Below are 15,491 nucleotides of genomic sequence, written 5' to 3' on the forward strand. Positions count from 1 at the left end.
TTTAGGAATTTGATTTATTCAGTTTTAGTAAACTTGCATTGATAGCGACCACAATGGTGCTGGCACTCATTAACACCGCACCCATTGCAGGGCTTAATACAAAGTTTGGATAGAGTACCCCTGCAGCAAGGGGAATAGCGATAATATTATATCCTACCGCCCAAACCAGGTTCTGTATCATTTTCTGATAGGTGCGCTTTCCAAAATCAATCATTTTTGAAACATCTCTTGGGTCGCTATTTACCAGTATAATATCCGCAGTTTCAGCCGCTACATCGGTACCCGAACCCACAGCTATTCCCACATCTGCCTGTGCCAATGCAGGCGCGTCATTAACCCCATCACCCGTCATCGCTACAATTTCTCCTTTGGCTTGGAATTCTTTAATTTTCTCTTGCTTATCGTGAGGGAGCACGTTTGAAAAGAAACCGTCCATTCCCAACGCATTGCTTACTGCCGCGGCAATTTTTTCATTATCACCTGTAAGGAGGTATGATTTGATGTTCATCTCCTTCAAATCATCAATTGCCTGTTGCGAACCTTCTCGAATAGTGTCTGCCAAAGTAATAATACCCACTACTTCATCGTCAATCAGCAAAAAATTCACTGTTTCGGCATCTTGATTGATGTCCTTCGGTATTTCAGGTAAGGCTAGACTTTTATCCTTCAAATAATTTGGCCCGGCAGCGATCACTGATTTGCCTTTTACTGTTCCCATTACGCCCATTCCCTGAATCAACTGGAAGTTCTCTGATTTCCATAAATCGAGTTTTCTGTCTTTTAAAGTATGCAGTACCCCTTTTGCAATATGGTGTTCAGAATTTTGCTGAACAGCTGCTGCATACTGGATAATATCATCAGCAGAATATTTATCTGTTAACGGAATAGTTTTTTGAACCCTGTGAGATCCTTGGGTAAGGGTCCCGGTTTTGTCAAAGATAATCACAGATAATTTTCTGGTGGTTTCAAAAGCAGTTCTGTTTCTGATTAAGAGACCATTTGTGGCCGAAAGGGTTGTAGAGATCGCAACCACTAATGGGATAGCAACCCCCAAAGCATGTGGGCAAGCGGTGACCATTACCGTTACCATTCTTTCCAAGGCAAAAGCCAAATCTCCACTATTGCTGTACCAAAAAACAAAAGTCCCAAGGCCAACCGCAATGGCAATAAAGGTAAGCCATTTGGCAACCTTATCTGCTAGGTTTTGGGTGTTGGATTTTGCAGCCTGTGCAACCTGCACCAAATTGATTACCTTATCGAGGTAGCTGTCTTTTCCTACTCCTGTCGCTTTAATCTTTAAAACGCCATCACCATTTATGGAGCCTGCAATTACATTTGCTTCCATTTGTTTTTTCACAGGTACACTTTCGCCTGTCAGCATACTTTCATTTACAGAAGAAGAGCCTTCCAATACCCATCCATCAGCGGCAATTTTCTCTCCTGGCTTAATGAGAATGATATCGTCATTCACAAGTTCATCCAACTGTATTTTAACCGCTTGACCATTGCGTTCAATAGTTACCTCATTGGGCAGTAATGCCACCAAAGACTGTAATGCTTTTGAGGCAGCCATTTGGGAACGCATCTCCAGCCAATGCCCCAAGAGCATAATGACAATCAAAGTGGCAAGCTCCCAAAAGAAATCCATTCCGGGAAATCCAAGAGCCACAGCCATACTGTAGAAATAGGCCACTGAAATGGCCAGAGCCACCAAGGTCATCATCCCAATGGCTTTGGATTTTATTTCGCCAATCATTCCTTTTAAGAATGGCATACCTCCATAAATGTAAATGGCAGTACCCAATGCCATTAATACATATCTATCTCCGGGGAAACTAATTTCAAATCCCAGCCACTCCTGTATCATGTGAGACAGTAAAAGGATTGGAACTGTAAGCGCAAGACTTACCCAAAAGCGCTTGATAAAGTCGCTCGTATGATGACCTTCGTGTTTGTTAAAATCCGCTTTTGAATGTTCCCCGTGGTTCTTTGAAGACTTGGGATGGTGGGAATGTTCAGCTTTAGCTCCAAAAGGCACCAAATCCATCCCGCAAATTGGGCATTTCCCGGGTTCGTCTTTCAGCACTTGAAGGTGCATGGGACAGGTATATTTTTTCATTTACCTGAATTTTTAAAATCAAATCCAACACTCAAATATTCCCAACTGATCTCAATTCTACCTTGGTCTTTTCCTGTTTCCGTCACTTGGTATTGTAGTTCTTCGACAAGGTCTTTGCTCTTTTTGGGTTTGACTTTTAGTCTGATCAAATCATTTGCTTCATTATAATCATCGGCCAGGTGCATATCCCAATCTTTACTGATGATCAGCGTCCATTCCGATTTGCTGGGAATGGTAAAAATTCCATACTTGCCTTTTGGAAGCATGGTGCCGTTGATAGAAACGTCATTTGAAAACTCGATCCACGTCGCTTTGTGTGCACCTGTAGCCCACACCTGGTTGTAGGCAACCAATCCATTCCAAATATTCCGCCCCCTTACACTTGGAGCGCCATACTCAATGTGAACGTGGTTACCTCCAACCATTGCCATGGCTGCAGTGCGTGGACTTTTGGCTTTGACCGTTGTATCATTTTTTGCCTGATGGTGCTCGTGTTGACCAAAAGAAACTAAAGGCGCAAAGGCAAGGAATAAAAACAGGGTTAGATTTTTCATTTGTTCTTTTGGTTTAATTTTCGATTGTTTCCACAGTTTTACCACAGGTAAGCATTTGCGAACCGTAGTAAGGATTTTTAACTGCATTTTCCTTACTTAACCAATTTGCTCCTTTGCCGCTGTTTGCCATAGGGCAATGTTGGTAATAAACAGGTTGTTCATATTTTGAAACTTTGAGCAATTGATACATATTGTCCGATAAAGTATTGAAATGGTCACGTTGATGTCCTACATCTTTGGTTTCTTCAATATGTTCTATATCAAATACTAAACCTTTCATTACTTTCATCCAAATGGTATGTTCTTTGGTTGTGAGTTTTCCCATTTCTACTGTTTTTATAGAAGCAAGTAATTCTTTGGCTTTGGTAGAAGCTAATTTGCCGTCAGATTTTACCAAAGCATCTTTTAGAGAAAAATAACTGTCAAAAACCGCATTCAGCTGATTTACTTCTTGCTTAATTTCTGTTGGCTTGTCTTTCATTTTATCGTGATTGTGCATAGAATGGTCTTCCTTCGTTTCTGTTTTTGCCATTTCCGTTTTTTTCACACGCTCATATTGACAACATTCAGGAAGTTTTGCATATACATCATCTGGTGCAAGAAATTGGTCATTATCGTAACCTGCCAAAGCAATGCGTTTCAAAATTTCCTCTTGACTCGTTTTGCTTGGATCATAGTTAAGCGTAGCCATTTTAGTATCTCTATTCCAATCTACTTGGGCTACTTTTTTCATATTTCCTGCTTGTTCAATAGTGCTTTCACACATTCCGCAGTTCCCGTAAATTTTTATGCTTTCAGATTGGGCATTTTTAATTTGAGCAATACATACAGTGTGGGATAGCAACACGGTTAATGCCATCAATAATTTTATTGAGTTCATCATAGAAAATTTAATGTTATTGAATATTATAAAATTCCGAAAACAAGGTATGCTCTCGTATGGACAGACCTATGGCTGTCAAAGAAGAAAATCAGCCTATTTTTGGCGGGAGCCAAATAGCGAGAAACCCTGAAGTATAATAGGCTTCTCGATAGAAAAAGTCGGGTATGCTCAATGTCGTTTTAACTATTAAAAGTGGAGCAAATAACGTACCTAAAAAGCTTTTGCAATGAGTAGGGCAATGACAAGCTGGATTACCACATTTGCCGTCACAGTCCTTTCCGTGCTTGCCACATGGTCCTTTTTCGTTACTACTACAGTCTTTTTTTTCTATTTCGGAACCTGATTGTTTGTCACTCGTAGTTTCTGTGTTTTCAGATTTTGAGCTACAGGCATAGGATTCCACAGGTTTGAAGAAGAAACCTATTGCTGTTAACATCGCAATGCAGAAAAATCTTGTCATAATTTTGAAATTCAAATGTATAAATTTTATTCTGTCAAGAGTTGGTAAAATTCAAGTTCTTTTGGTTTTTTATTTTTGGCTTAGCTTGTCGGCAAAAACCAAATGTGCCTGAATATGCGGTTGGCTTTCTAAAATGAGGCACAACGTTGGCAGAATCCACGATCCCAAAATACTGCATTTTGTAAAAGCAGTTGGGGAGAATCCCGGTACTCGAGATAGGCATGCTGCATGAGCCTACTGACAAACTCCTTACAGGTAAGCTGCATGGTTTTGGTTTTGTTGTCCCAGTAATCCTTCGACTTGAATCTGACCAATACATTGTCGATCTCAAGGATCCGGTTGTTGTTGATCGCAACCTTGGGTGCAGGATTTATGCTTTTTATTCCCACAGCCTGTGTTGCATCTCAGGATTCATTGGATCGTCTTTGCAGATGGCTTTGACATAAAGAGTTGGAAAGGCACAAAGCACAAAACCAACAGATTCCTTTTTCCGCAGAAAAGCCTGCCAAGTATTTTCAAAGCCATGTTTATGAAAGGGCTTGAAAATGACAGTTCAAGCCATTTTATGCATAATAAATTCTATACCGGCATGATATTGCTTGATAATCAGTCAGCTGTTTACAGTTTTTGACCTCACCATATTGAGTTCTACATTATTGTTCAAATAGTGTGATTTTCTAGTTGTTACAGCCCCGTAAGGAAGTCAAATGTATATTTCGGGTCAATCAAGCGGAAAACTGACAAAAACAATATACTCAAAGTCCCCAAGTCAAAAAAATGGAACGGATATGTATCCCAAATCCCCCTTTGGCTCTCCAAGGTTGTGCAATAACTGGGCAGATGTACTCACAAAATCGTATTCCCAGACCTAGAATTCTTGAAGTCAACTTTACCCACATCAGGTATAAACACCATGCTGACGACTCCAGAACCAAACAGATGTGGCTCAGCCAATAGGAATTTATCAGAAACTTTGAACAATACGGCTTGTACCGACCATGGGGATATTCCCAAATAGGTTTGTCAAGATAAGGCACTTCGGATATTTAAGGCTTCTGGGAAAGAATGAAAGATTAGCTTTGATTCAATCAACATTAAACATAGAACCCGACACAACACGGGTTAAAACCCGAAATATGCATTCCGTTTCCAAATGGGATTGATCCTGGAAGAACATCAGGCCCTTGTGAGAATAATTCCTGATACCAATTGGGTGAGGTCTAAAATAACCAACACCTGATTGATCATCAGTGAATGGAGTTTGCGATGAAGTAAACGGGTTGAAAATCATGAAAAAACCAGCTCATTTATTCAGCATAGCAGAGATCGTTTTGGGGTTTTTATGGATGTATGCCCGTGCGCTCAATAAGGGATACCAAAAAGAAAAAGCAGAAATAAAAGATTCCGATCAGGGGGTCTTGCAGCTGAAAGCCAAACTCAAAATCTTATCCCATGGAAAAGAAGGCGCTGCAAACGGAATTATCAAAAGTGAAAATGGAAAAAACTATCCTTTTACTGACATTTACAAGGTTCAAAGTGCAAAAGTGAAGACGATGCCCCCCCTACTTTATTGAAATTTAATACAACAATGGCTTCAACTTTTGCAAAAAGGTTTTAACCTTTTGAGTTTGTATTTCTTTTTCGAATTCAATAAAACTATCCACTTCATCAATGGGTAATGAGGTTTTAAATCTTATGGCTTCCGTATTTTTATGTTTTGTTTTTTTTAAAGGCAAAATTGGATCTCGCATGGCTGTCGCGATAGCCATCAGTGCTTTCCTCTTTGCGTTGCTTGCGTCATGCCTGTCTGCTTCAGGCATGCTGGATTTCATAATACACTTTTAATATAATTCTTAGTTTTAACCAGCGGTTTTAAAAACTGGTTCGGATAAATTCCTTGAGGTATTGGCGCATTGTCCCAAGGTTTTACCATGGGACAATGCGCATTGAGGAGACGGCTCAAAAGGTATTTCCTGCTAATTTAAGTCTCTTCAAAGCTGCCTGTAAAATTTTTGGCTCATTAAAAAAACAGGTTCAACAGAAAAAAAATCACGGCAGTGTAAGGATATGGGTGTTTCTGTCACTAATGATATAAACAGTATTCAGAAACATTTAAATCAAAATTATTATGAACAAAGTCAGACTGATTTTCCTGGTATGTATTGCTCTATTCACGTATCAGGGTACATTTGGACAAGAAGTGGAAAGGTGGTATACCGTTTCTATGGGGGGCAGCCCTGTGGGTTATCTGCTTGAGAAGAATGAAGCAAATGGAGAGCAACATACTTCTCTTATAGAGATGAACATTAGCATCGGCAGGCTGGGGAGCACTGTAAAAATGGAAACAAGGACGTTTCAAACTGAAAAAGAAGGACTTTTAATCGGAATAAATTCTGAAATGTACATTTCTAATGAAAAGAAAGTCGAATCGGTGCAGGTAATGGATGATCACTTGCTTATCGAATCGCAGGGATTTAACAAAAGGCTGCCAATGGACTCGAAACTTACGGGTCCTAAACAACTGGAGGAATTGCTGCGAAAGCAAATTGAAAATGGCCGGAAAACTGTGCATTATACTACTTATTCCGCGGAACTGGGCATGTTTATGAATGGTAGTCTTAATTTTACAGGGACTGAAAAGGTGAGTATCAAAGGCATGGAGTTTAATGCAATAATGGTAGAAGAAAGCATTCAGGAATTGCCTTATGTCAGGAAGAAATGGCTGAGCAAGGAGGGAATGCTCTTGAAAAGCAGCGAACCCGGTCCATTTGGTGATATGGAAGTGGTTTGGACGAATAAGGAAAATGCACTTAGGGCACTTAACAATAGCGTAGACCTACCGGAAGATCAATATGGAAGTTCAATGGCTTATGCCAATTACCGCTTATCCAATCCCAGAGACCTGTCTTCCATCAAATTGAAGATTACGCAAAAAAGACCTGAGTTTGGATTTCCTGATTTTTCCGGCGACTACCAAGACATTCTAAGTAAATCAGATAAGGAGATCATCCTGCAGATCAATAAACCTGAAATAACGCTTCAAAACAATGAACCCTCCGAACTAGAGGAATACCTGGAGCCCAATGCCTTTTTGGACAATAGCGATGAATTGCTTATTGAAAAGACCAAAGAAGTAATAGGAGATGAAACGGATGATTGGGAAAAAGCTAAATTAATTGCGGATTGGGTGCGTAAAAACATGAGCTTTGATGCGGGTATTGCACTTGCGGATTCACGGGAAGTGATAAGGGACCTTAAAGGGACCTGTGTCAGCTACGGAATCCTAACTTCGACGATGAGCAAGGCTGCAGGCATCCCTTCCCGGTTTTTGATGGGCTATGTGTATGTGGATGGTGCATGGGGTGGCCATGCCTGGTCTGAGGTAAATATCAATGGTCATTGGATTCCAATTGATGCAGCGGTGCCCAATGACACCTACATAGCGGATGCGGCCCGTTTTTTCATGGTACGCTCCTCTCTTAAAGACGGTATGGGCAAAGCAAATATTGCAGGTATGCAGCTGGTTGGAAATATTGATGTCAACATTATCGAGCATGAAGTAGACGGAGAACTCCATACCGCTACAGAGAACCCCTATTTCATTGAAAATGATATTTATACCAACCCGGGATTGAAGTTTGCCATGAAGAAGCTGGAAGGTTTTGAATTTACAGATGTAGACCTGTTTTATCCTGAAAATACAATCCTCAAACAGACCAAGGGCGCATCGGAAATTACAGTTGGGCACTGGACATATGGTTCAGCAGAGGAGGCTATGGCAAGTACAAATAGAATACTGGGTCAAGCTGAAAATTCAAATACGCTACGTCCAGTCCATTCTGGCAGCTACGAGGGATTTTCAAAATCAAGTACAAATGAAACGCTAGCTGTGATAAGAGATGATACCAAATCTTTTTTCATTCTGACGTCAACCGGACCTGAACACAGTGAGCTATTGGCAAAAGCAACTGAAGCAATTAAATAATTGGTCATCTAACATTAAATGCATTCAACACACCTGTTCATATTTTGAGAAGGGTTAAATTCAAATGAGTTTGCAAGATAGATTCACAGCAGAAATAAAAGCCAATCACCGCATCATCAGAAAGGTCTGTCTGATCTATGCAGGTACCAAGGATGATCAGGAAGATTTGTTCCAGGAATGCTTGTACAATGCCTGGAAAGCATTTCCTGACTTCAGAATGGAAGCAAAATTCTCTACATGGCTGTATAAAGTAGCGCTCAATACGGCCTTGTATCACCAACGAAAAAACAAATCTCCTGCTTTGGAAGTAGGTTTTGAAATGGCTTATCATCTGAGTACTGAACAAGAAGATAATGATCATTTTGACCAGCTTTATCAAGCCATCAGTATACTCAACGGTATTGAGAAATCAGTCATTCTGCTGCATTTAGAAGGGATGTCCTATAGAGAAATCGGAGAGATAACGGGCTTTACCGAAACAAATATCGGAGCAAAATTGACACGTATTAAGGAAAAACTTAAAAAAATAATCATTAAAGATGGATTTTGATCAATTAAAAGAAGTCTGGAAAAAAGCCGAGCATAGGTCAGTAAATGACACAGATAAGGAGCTGAACCTGAAGCTACAGACTGTTACCGGCACACAACAGAAAATCAGGCAGTATGTCCGATTTGAAATGGTAGTAGCGGTAACAGCTGTTCTTATATTTGGGATTCTTGTCTACTTTTCGGGAGATTTAGAACCTTACTTCTATAAGTTATTTGCACTTATTCTTTTGGGTAGCCTGCCTATCAATATCCGTCTGTTTTTGAGTTTGAAACGCATTTTAGGCATTGACTACACCCAACAGCTAAAGAAGAACATTGTGGCGGCAAAAAATCACTTAAAAGCTACCCTTCGGATATATTATACACTAGTGGTACTGACCGTCATCGCATTGGTAATGATGAGTTGGTGGGATGACTTCTTTCTACAACTCCCAATAGTATGGCAAGTGGGGGTCATGGGATATTTTCTGATATTCCTCATCGTTTCCATTTTCCTGATAAAAAAATACTATGGCAGCAGACTCAAAGAGCTGGAGACATTGGCGGAAAACTTGTGATTTTATAAGTTGAGAAAACCTCCCTTATCGTTATCCCAAGGATGCACCTTGGGATAATGATAAATCCCCTCATCACCATGAATCAATACCGCCAACTAATGAAAATCAGGTTCAATCCAATATTTCAGCAGCCTACTTTTGTCATCGCTAACGGGAGGTAAACCGGTAGGCAGTCTTCTGTCTTACGGCTCCAAAATCTTTACTTATTTCTCAATTTTTTATAGTAAAATGGGTCAATTTTGATCAAATGAAGCAAACTCCACCATTTAGGATCTGATCTTCTGTATTTCGTGCGGAAGGATTATATTTTTTATCGACAAATTAAAAAACAAGAAATATATGCTATTAAAAGTCGAAAAATAAATCTATTTATTATGTGGAAAAAGCATGCAGCAGCAGATGCACACCTATTTTTTGTAGAAGACGGGGCGCTTGACCCTGAAGAATATACCCATGCTGACTTGAAGATCTGATCCTTTTAAAGGAAGTTCCATTTGATGATAAAGCCCCTTCAGGGTTTGTTTTTGGAGAGGAGTTCTTAGGGGAAGTAGAGGATACAGGGGAAGATACCATTCTTCGCTGAAAGGTTGGGGGGAATTTTGGAGAAGGGTTGTTCAATTTCCAACTGAAAATTTGCATTTGGTTTTCTTTGGGCTCACCAATTTGACTCTGGTTTAATGGTAAATGCTTGCCCATTTGTTGCTTAAAATCCATGATTGAAAACAAGATAGGATATTCTGCATTGGGAAGTAGACAAGTACCCGCAACAACAAACAGCTTTAAATGATAAATACCAAAACCCTATCATTGAATGGATTATAGATTTTTCTTTTTTGTATATTCAGGTTGGATTTAGAAAAGGTTATGGCGTATTCTTGGAATCAATTGAACCCGACCCAACACGGGTTAAACCCGAATTCTAAGACAACGGAAAAGTAACGTTATGCATCTAACTTGAATCAAGTTAGATGGAATATGCAAAAGGTTTCCAAATGGGATTGATCCTGAAAGAACATCAGGCCCTTGGGAGAATAATTCCTGATACCAATTGGGTGAGGTCTAAACAACAATATAAAAAAACAGGAGAGGGTCTCCCCTCTCCTGCATGGTCTAATAAATGCGGTGGAAATCTTCCGCTTCCGGAGGATTATCGTCCACCGTCACCTGACTGATCAACGTGATGACTGTGCCGGCGGTTATTGCATAACCCGCCAATGTTATCGCAATGGCTGGCAATGACACCGGGGCTGCCAATAAGGCGGCACCTATTCCGGCTATGGTAAGCCCTACCTTTCGTAATTTTTGAAAGAAAAGGGGTACTGGTTTTGTCCACCTGGTTGAAAATTCTCTGATTTCTCCTATCATAATTTCTAGTTTTAAATGATACTTTTTTTTTAGTTAACCTTTGATTTACTGAATTTGGTCGTCGTGGCATTCACCTGGTTTTTGGATTCCCAAATTCTGTTTATTTTACTCTGACTGGCTTGGAGCCAGATACAGAGTTCCCGTAATGCCATCTGGTCCCTTTTCAGGTCCCGGATATCCTGCACCAGCGTCCTAAGAAAAAAGGCGATGATGGACAACAGTAGGGAAATCAATCCCCCCGCACCAAGAAAATATGCCCCTTCTGAAATTACCATTTCCATTTTGGCTTGAAGTTACTTTCCTCACAGATTTCCAGCTGGACTTCCTCGCCCTGTTCAATTGCTTGAAATACCTTATCCATCAGTTTGAGCGTGGCCAGTCTGGAAAACATCCCCATACCATCTCCCTTGAAATAGGTTACCGGAGCTATTCCCTGCCCATGCTGTAAAATACCGTCGCACAGTGGCCGGAAAGAAACTGGATTTGGAATCCCGTTGCCGGAGATTTCCAGGTACCAGCCCCGCTCTTCCGAATAGTCTCCGTGGATTTGGTAACAGCCTTCAGGGATACAGTGACCGACAGCGGTAAAATCGGGATGGGGATTTTCCTTGGTTTTGACGATCTGCAGTCCCTGGCTGCTTATCCTGCCCAGGGTCTTGTCCTTATGGTACTTTCTAACCAACAGGAGTTTCATGCCGCTAGACTTTTTCAGTCAACAGAATGACTGCAGCATTGTGGGCGCCATTGTTGATGGCATATTCCTGTCCATTGACCATCTGGACGAACTCCACTCCTAGTACATAGACCTGATTGGATTCCGAAAGCGAGGCTTTGGAAACTGTCAGGATTATGGGATCTGTCACTGCCGAAACAGGCAGATCCACTGTGGGTACCTGCACAAAAGAACGCTCGCTTGTGGTAAAGTCCACTGAGGCTCCTACGGCAAACAGTCTAAAATGACTTGCTCCTTCCGGTACTACCAAGAAATCCATGGGATTAAAGGGTGGTAGGGAAACTGTCCAATCGGAAGGAGTGTTCAACAGCGTGATTTCTACCAGAACTGTGCTGGAGAGACTGGATCTGGCATTGAGCTCCATCCCCGAAATGAGGTTCCAATCGCCTTCGCTCACCTTTCGGTTTCCTCTGGTGTTTACAAGATCAGACTTCAGTACTTTCATCATCTGGCTTGACAGCCTATTGTGGAGTTTGGGATCGCTGATTTTGACAATTGCAGGGCGGATGGCATCCTTAAGAAGCTTTGCCGCTGTTGCATTTTCCGCAAATTCCTGCATGTTTTCCCTGGTCCGTGCGTACCGTGGATCTGTCATGATCCGAGACTTGCTCACCCCTCCCTTTTCCCGGGCCTGGTAGCCATCCTTGGTTTTGTAGAAGGAGATCCCCCCTATTTTACCATTGAGTGTAATGATACTGGTTTGTTTCGCCATATTTATTGTGGTTTAAATGATACATAATCAAATTTGGAAAAGAATTTTTGGCCTGGAAAATGAATGTGCGGATGCTGCGTATTTGTCGTTTTTGTGTGTTTTTGTCGGCTTTTGAAGGGGTTTATTAAGATCTCTTGAAATTGTTATGTCATTTCTTGGAATTTAGCCAAAAGGTGAAGCATCCTAGGATAGGAGGTGAAGGGGGGACGGGAGACGGGAGACGGGAGACGGGAGACGGGGGACGGGAGTGGGAAGTGGGGAGACGGGAGACGGGGGACGGGAGACGGGAGTGGAAAGACGGAAGACGGGAGTCGGGAGACTATAGGTAGGGTTCGAGGTCTTGGATGGGGATGCCGGAGAATTCCGAAAATTCTTTGAGGGTGATGAATTGATGGGGTTCTTTGTGGAAAAAAATCCGGATTTTGGTCAGCAAAACCTGTCCGTATCTCTCACTTTTACCGGTGATGAGCTGCACATCTTTTGGATATATGACGCATCTCTTTTTAATCATGACTAGACTTTTTAAAGGACATCCAGCTTGTCTTCCTATCCTTCTCTCAAGAAGATCTGAAAAAGGGTGATCGATAATGCTAAATTTTTGTACTCTTCATGCTAAATTGGTACGATTTTCCAATTTATAAATTCTTATCCCAATGCCAGACGTGAGCACTTATCTCACTGGCCAATAATGCATTGAAACCATTGGCCAATTCCTTGCTTTATGTTCGCAAAGGATTAAAAGTCCATGTATCTTTTTGTGTCGGTAATGGACCATGCCACTGCACCTGAGATTTGGTATTTGATGTTTTTTATAGCCGTTAGAATGGCCCTTGTAGAAGGTGTGTAATTTTCCTGATAGCCTGTATCCAAATTGTTAAATGCCTGAAGGGTTTCAGCATGGATTTCCAAAAGTTTGAGGATCGCTTCTTCTTTCACCAGTTTTTCCTCCTCCATCAATAAAAAAATCCAGTTGTGGGGATCTTCAATTTTGAATTCCTTGTCAAAAGAAAGTAAATCATTGGAGATAAAAATCAACTTTGAGGCGAGTTCGTTGTACTTTTTCAGAAATTGCCAATGGTGAAAAATGTCCTGATGGTCTTCCTCCATGGTAAAAGGAATGAGCGAAATCGCCAGGTGACCTCCTGAAAACACAGGCCTTTTATGGAGATATTGTGCGATGGTAGGGATTTGATGGAGGTCATGGTTTAGTGCCTCCCAACAATTTTCCTTCACGTAATTAAAGACCAGTTCCTTAAAAAATTGAATGAATTCCTGGGATGCGAGTGACAAAAGCTTGTCCCAGAGGTCAGCAAAGGCCTCCCAATAAGGTCTTATGGTGGATTTTTGCGTGGGGAGTGCCCCATTTTCCATAGTCAAAATAAGTCCATCACTGATTTTTTGCCAAAATTTATGCTTTTCGCCATTGGGAAGTTTGTCGGTTAAATCATCCATCGTAAATAGCAAAGCATACAAACAACCCAGCCAGATTGCCTTTTCTATTTTCACCTCGGGATAGAGCCTTGCAGAAAGCCAGGTCATTTTCATCTTTTGGTATTTTAGGATTGCCTTTTGATTGGGCAATAATTTATGCTCCGAAGCCCAACAGGTCACCAGGTAATCCACTTCTTCAACATCCTCATGGACGATGGATTTGAATGGATAATTGAATAATTCCCTCCCCCTTGCCTTTACGGCCAGGGATTTTCTATTGGTAAAAAGTTTTTTGTTGTACCGTTTGATGGTCCTTTCGTTTACCCCAACGAGACTGGCGAGTTGCTTTGCCTGGAAAATATTGAAATGTTTCCCCATTTTTTCCTGGATGTAGGGTATCGCATCCTTATAATGCATCTGGGAAACAGCGATCCATTCCTTGTCTCCTTTTTTTGCCCTTTCAAAGATTTTGAGCGATATTTCCCGAAATGCCGGTAATTCCTGTAGGATCTTTGCTTCATTCGCCCTGCTTACAGAGAACACAACACATGCTTCCAGGGCAACAAGATGGAATGGACTTAGGGATTGGTTGGCGTAAGAATCGAGGTCAAAGGCAACCTGTTGAGGAAAATAGGGCCTAACCAATCGGTCTTCCTGAAAAAGAGCAATCGTCCCCTCAATGATGTAATGGGCAAAATCCTCGGCTGTACCAGCAGGTCGAACCACCTCGCCTTTTTTGAATCTGTTGAATTCTACGAATGGTTCCAGTTTCGGATATTCCTCACTTGCGGCAACTGCAAATCCATCCAAAAATGTCTTGAGAATGATAGGTTTAAGTACTCTTTTCATCGCAATGGGTAAGCTTAAAAGTTTGAACAAAAAAGACTTCAAGTTCGACTACACATGGAGCCAAAAGGGTATTCATTTGAAAATCAAACCCTTTCCAAAAGCAAAACAGGTTCAAAATCCCGGGATTTTAAAAACTATATCAATAAATAGTAGTTGAAAATAAAACCTATAATTTCAATATTGCCAAATTTTGCACGTATTATTTTAATAAAATAGTTAAAAAAGGGACAGATTATTACTAAAAACGATCATTTATCATTGGGTAGCTGTCGTTTGTTGTTTAATTCCCTGCTCAGTATTTGCCTTGAAACACCCAGTAATTTGGCCAAATCCGCATATTTGGTCTGGATCAACAATTCAGGAAAATTCAGTTCCAAAAAATCAATTTTTTGTCTGACATTCAGTTTGGACAAGATATTTAACATGCCCATTCTACCGGTTTCCATTTGGCTGAGGTGGTGGTGAAGGATTTTCAGATTTTCCGGATTTCTGCCCAGCGCAGCACTTAGCTTTTCAATGGATACCGCCAACACTTCCACTTGTGAGATGGCAAACCAATGAATTTTGGGAAAGGGTATGTCAAGCAGCTCTGCAATATCCCCGAATATTTCTCCTTTGAGGATGATTCTGTACCAGTCTTTGTCTGTGTTGGTGTCATAAGTGCCGGCAACGGTTCCTTTGTTGATAAAAAACAGGTGGGGAGATGGGATGGGCAACACAATCTTTTGAAATTCTTTGAAAGAAAGGGCTTTGGTATGCAATAAAATTTCATGAAAATATTCTCCAAAGAAAAGGTCGTTTTGGAAGGCATATTTTTTTACCTGTAATCTTCGTCTATACAAATCCATAATCTTGTTCAGCCAATGTTGCTTCAATGAAAAGAAGGTTTGGCTGAAAGTCAATTCTTGGGCAGGAATTTTTGATTGGGTGCATGAAAATGGGACAACCTAAAAAATTAATGGGGGATTTTGAGGAGAAATCCATTGCATAAGGAGGATAAAACTGAGAATGCATTCATGATAAAACTCCGATGTTTTGCAATACACCCTGGCTATCAGAGGAATACCCGAACTTTTGAATCCATGGCAAAGAATAAAACCCAAATTCGTCAACCATTTGTCCAAAAGGAAGAATTTGGCAGATAGTTTCCCTGCGTCGTTTGAGCGGGGATTTGGAAGCCGGTATCTTACTTAAAATTTATGGATTCCAGGCCACCACTGCAATTTTCTGGGGTGTTTCTTGGCCGACAAAACCGATGAAGATGAAAAATATACAACTCCTTCTTACCGAGCTA

The 15,491-nt window shown here is 40.9% G+C and carries 17 protein-coding genes; 5 read left to right on the forward strand and 12 right to left on the reverse strand.

Annotated features, from left to right (window positions below; genetic code table 11):
• Nucleotide 1 precedes the first annotated feature (1 nt).
• The 4 genes from Q7J63_RS06920 to Q7J63_RS06940 form a co-directional block, all read right to left on the reverse strand.
• On the reverse strand, nt 2-2,119 hold the full coding sequence (locus tag Q7J63_RS06920) for a heavy metal translocating P-type ATPase (protein ID WP_370691874.1): 2,118 nt from the start codon (nt 2,117-2,119) through the stop codon (nt 2-4).
• Nucleotides 2,116-2,673 (reverse strand): DUF2911 domain-containing protein, encoded by a 558-nt coding sequence (locus tag Q7J63_RS06930; RefSeq protein WP_304884951.1) that lies wholly within the window; start codon nt 2,671-2,673, stop codon nt 2,116-2,118. Before Q7J63_RS06930 ends, Q7J63_RS06920 begins: the two co-directional genes overlap by 4 nt.
• Nucleotides 2,674-2,686: 13 nt before the next feature.
• The gene (locus Q7J63_RS06935; protein WP_304884953.1) at nt 2,687-3,532 is read right to left on the reverse strand and encodes a DUF3347 domain-containing protein; all 846 of its coding nucleotides are present in this window, start codon (nt 3,530-3,532) and stop codon (nt 2,687-2,689) included.
• Between the two features lie 612 nt (nt 3,533-4,144).
• Nucleotides 4,145-4,405 (reverse strand): transposase, encoded by a 261-nt coding sequence (locus Q7J63_RS06940; protein WP_304884954.1) that lies wholly within the window; start codon nt 4,403-4,405, stop codon nt 4,145-4,147.
• Nucleotides 4,406-5,305: 900 nt separating this feature from the next.
• Here Q7J63_RS06940 and Q7J63_RS06945 point away from each other — a divergent pair.
• Complete coding sequence (locus Q7J63_RS06945; RefSeq protein ID WP_304884956.1) at nt 5,306-5,590, forward strand: hypothetical protein; 285 nt, start codon at nt 5,306-5,308, stop codon at nt 5,588-5,590.
• Between the two features lie 3 nt (nt 5,591-5,593).
• On the opposite strand, the gene Q7J63_RS06950 is transcribed toward Q7J63_RS06945, so the two are convergent.
• Nucleotides 5,594-5,848: a hypothetical protein gene (locus tag Q7J63_RS06950; protein ID WP_304884958.1), complete on the reverse strand. Its 255-nt coding sequence runs from the start codon at nt 5,846-5,848 to the stop codon at nt 5,594-5,596.
• Between the two features lie 296 nt (nt 5,849-6,144).
• On the opposite strand from Q7J63_RS06950, the gene Q7J63_RS06955 reads away from it, so the two are divergent.
• The 3 genes from Q7J63_RS06955 to Q7J63_RS06965 all read left to right on the forward strand — a co-directional run bounded on the left by Q7J63_RS06955 (nt 6,145) and on the right by Q7J63_RS06965 (nt 9,107).
• Complete coding sequence (locus Q7J63_RS06955) at nt 6,145-8,001, forward strand: transglutaminase family protein (protein ID WP_304884959.1); 1,857 nt, start codon at nt 6,145-6,147, stop codon at nt 7,999-8,001.
• Between the two features lie 64 nt (nt 8,002-8,065).
• The gene (locus Q7J63_RS06960) at nt 8,066-8,551 is read left to right on the forward strand and encodes an RNA polymerase sigma factor (RefSeq protein ID WP_304884961.1); all 486 of its coding nucleotides are present in this window, start codon (nt 8,066-8,068) and stop codon (nt 8,549-8,551) included.
• Nucleotides 8,541-9,107, forward strand: a complete 567-nt coding sequence (locus Q7J63_RS06965; protein ID WP_304884963.1) for a hypothetical protein — start codon at nt 8,541-8,543, stop codon at nt 9,105-9,107. Before Q7J63_RS06960 ends, Q7J63_RS06965 begins: the two co-directional genes overlap by 11 nt.
• 1,110 nt (nt 9,108-10,217) lie before the next feature.
• Here Q7J63_RS06965 and Q7J63_RS06970 read toward each other — a convergent pair.
• The 4 genes from Q7J63_RS06970 to Q7J63_RS06985 are packed head-to-tail and all read right to left on the reverse strand — an operon-like array spanning nt 10,218 to nt 11,917.
• Nucleotides 10,218-10,472, reverse strand: coding sequence for a hypothetical protein (locus tag Q7J63_RS06970; protein ID WP_304884964.1), 255 nt, complete (start codon nt 10,470-10,472; stop codon nt 10,218-10,220).
• 29 nt (nt 10,473-10,501) lie between these two features.
• Nucleotides 10,502-10,747, reverse strand: coding sequence for a hypothetical protein (locus Q7J63_RS06975; RefSeq protein WP_304884966.1), 246 nt, complete (start codon nt 10,745-10,747; stop codon nt 10,502-10,504).
• Nucleotides 10,741-11,166 (reverse strand): DUF5675 family protein, encoded by a 426-nt coding sequence (locus Q7J63_RS06980; protein ID WP_304884968.1) that lies wholly within the window; start codon nt 11,164-11,166, stop codon nt 10,741-10,743. The genes Q7J63_RS06975 and Q7J63_RS06980 overlap by 7 nt, the downstream gene beginning before the upstream one ends.
• A 4-nt stretch (nt 11,167-11,170) precedes the next feature.
• Nucleotides 11,171-11,917 (reverse strand): hypothetical protein, encoded by a 747-nt coding sequence (locus tag Q7J63_RS06985; protein ID WP_304884969.1) that lies wholly within the window; start codon nt 11,915-11,917, stop codon nt 11,171-11,173.
• A 155-nt stretch (nt 11,918-12,072) separates the two neighbouring features.
• Between Q7J63_RS06985 and Q7J63_RS06990 the strand changes: the two genes are divergently transcribed.
• The gene (locus Q7J63_RS06990) at nt 12,073-12,246 is read left to right on the forward strand and encodes a hypothetical protein (protein ID WP_304884970.1); all 174 of its coding nucleotides are present in this window, start codon (nt 12,073-12,075) and stop codon (nt 12,244-12,246) included.
• On the opposite strand, the gene Q7J63_RS06995 is transcribed toward Q7J63_RS06990, so the two are convergent.
• The 3 genes from Q7J63_RS06995 to Q7J63_RS07005 all read right to left on the reverse strand — a co-directional run bounded on the left by Q7J63_RS06995 (nt 12,237) and on the right by Q7J63_RS07005 (nt 15,045).
• Nucleotides 12,237-12,428: a hypothetical protein gene (locus Q7J63_RS06995; protein WP_304884971.1), complete on the reverse strand. Its 192-nt coding sequence runs from the start codon at nt 12,426-12,428 to the stop codon at nt 12,237-12,239. The two genes, Q7J63_RS06990 and Q7J63_RS06995, sit on opposite strands and share 10 nt — an antisense overlap.
• Before the next feature lie 224 nt (nt 12,429-12,652).
• Nucleotides 12,653-14,197, reverse strand: coding sequence for a terpene synthase (locus Q7J63_RS07000; protein WP_304884972.1), 1,545 nt, complete (start codon nt 14,195-14,197; stop codon nt 12,653-12,655).
• Nucleotides 14,198-14,445: 248 nt separating this feature from the next.
• Nucleotides 14,446-15,045 carry a Crp/Fnr family transcriptional regulator gene (locus Q7J63_RS07005; protein WP_304884973.1) on the reverse strand — a complete coding sequence of 200 codons (600 nt, stop codon included), beginning with the start codon at nt 15,043-15,045 and terminating at the stop codon, nt 14,446-14,448.
• Nucleotides 15,046-15,491: the final 446 nt, after the last annotated feature.

It is taken from the genome of Rhodonellum sp. (assembly GCF_030656585.1).
Lineage (GTDB): Bacteria > Bacteroidota > Bacteroidia > Cytophagales > Cyclobacteriaceae > Rhodonellum > Rhodonellum psychrophilum.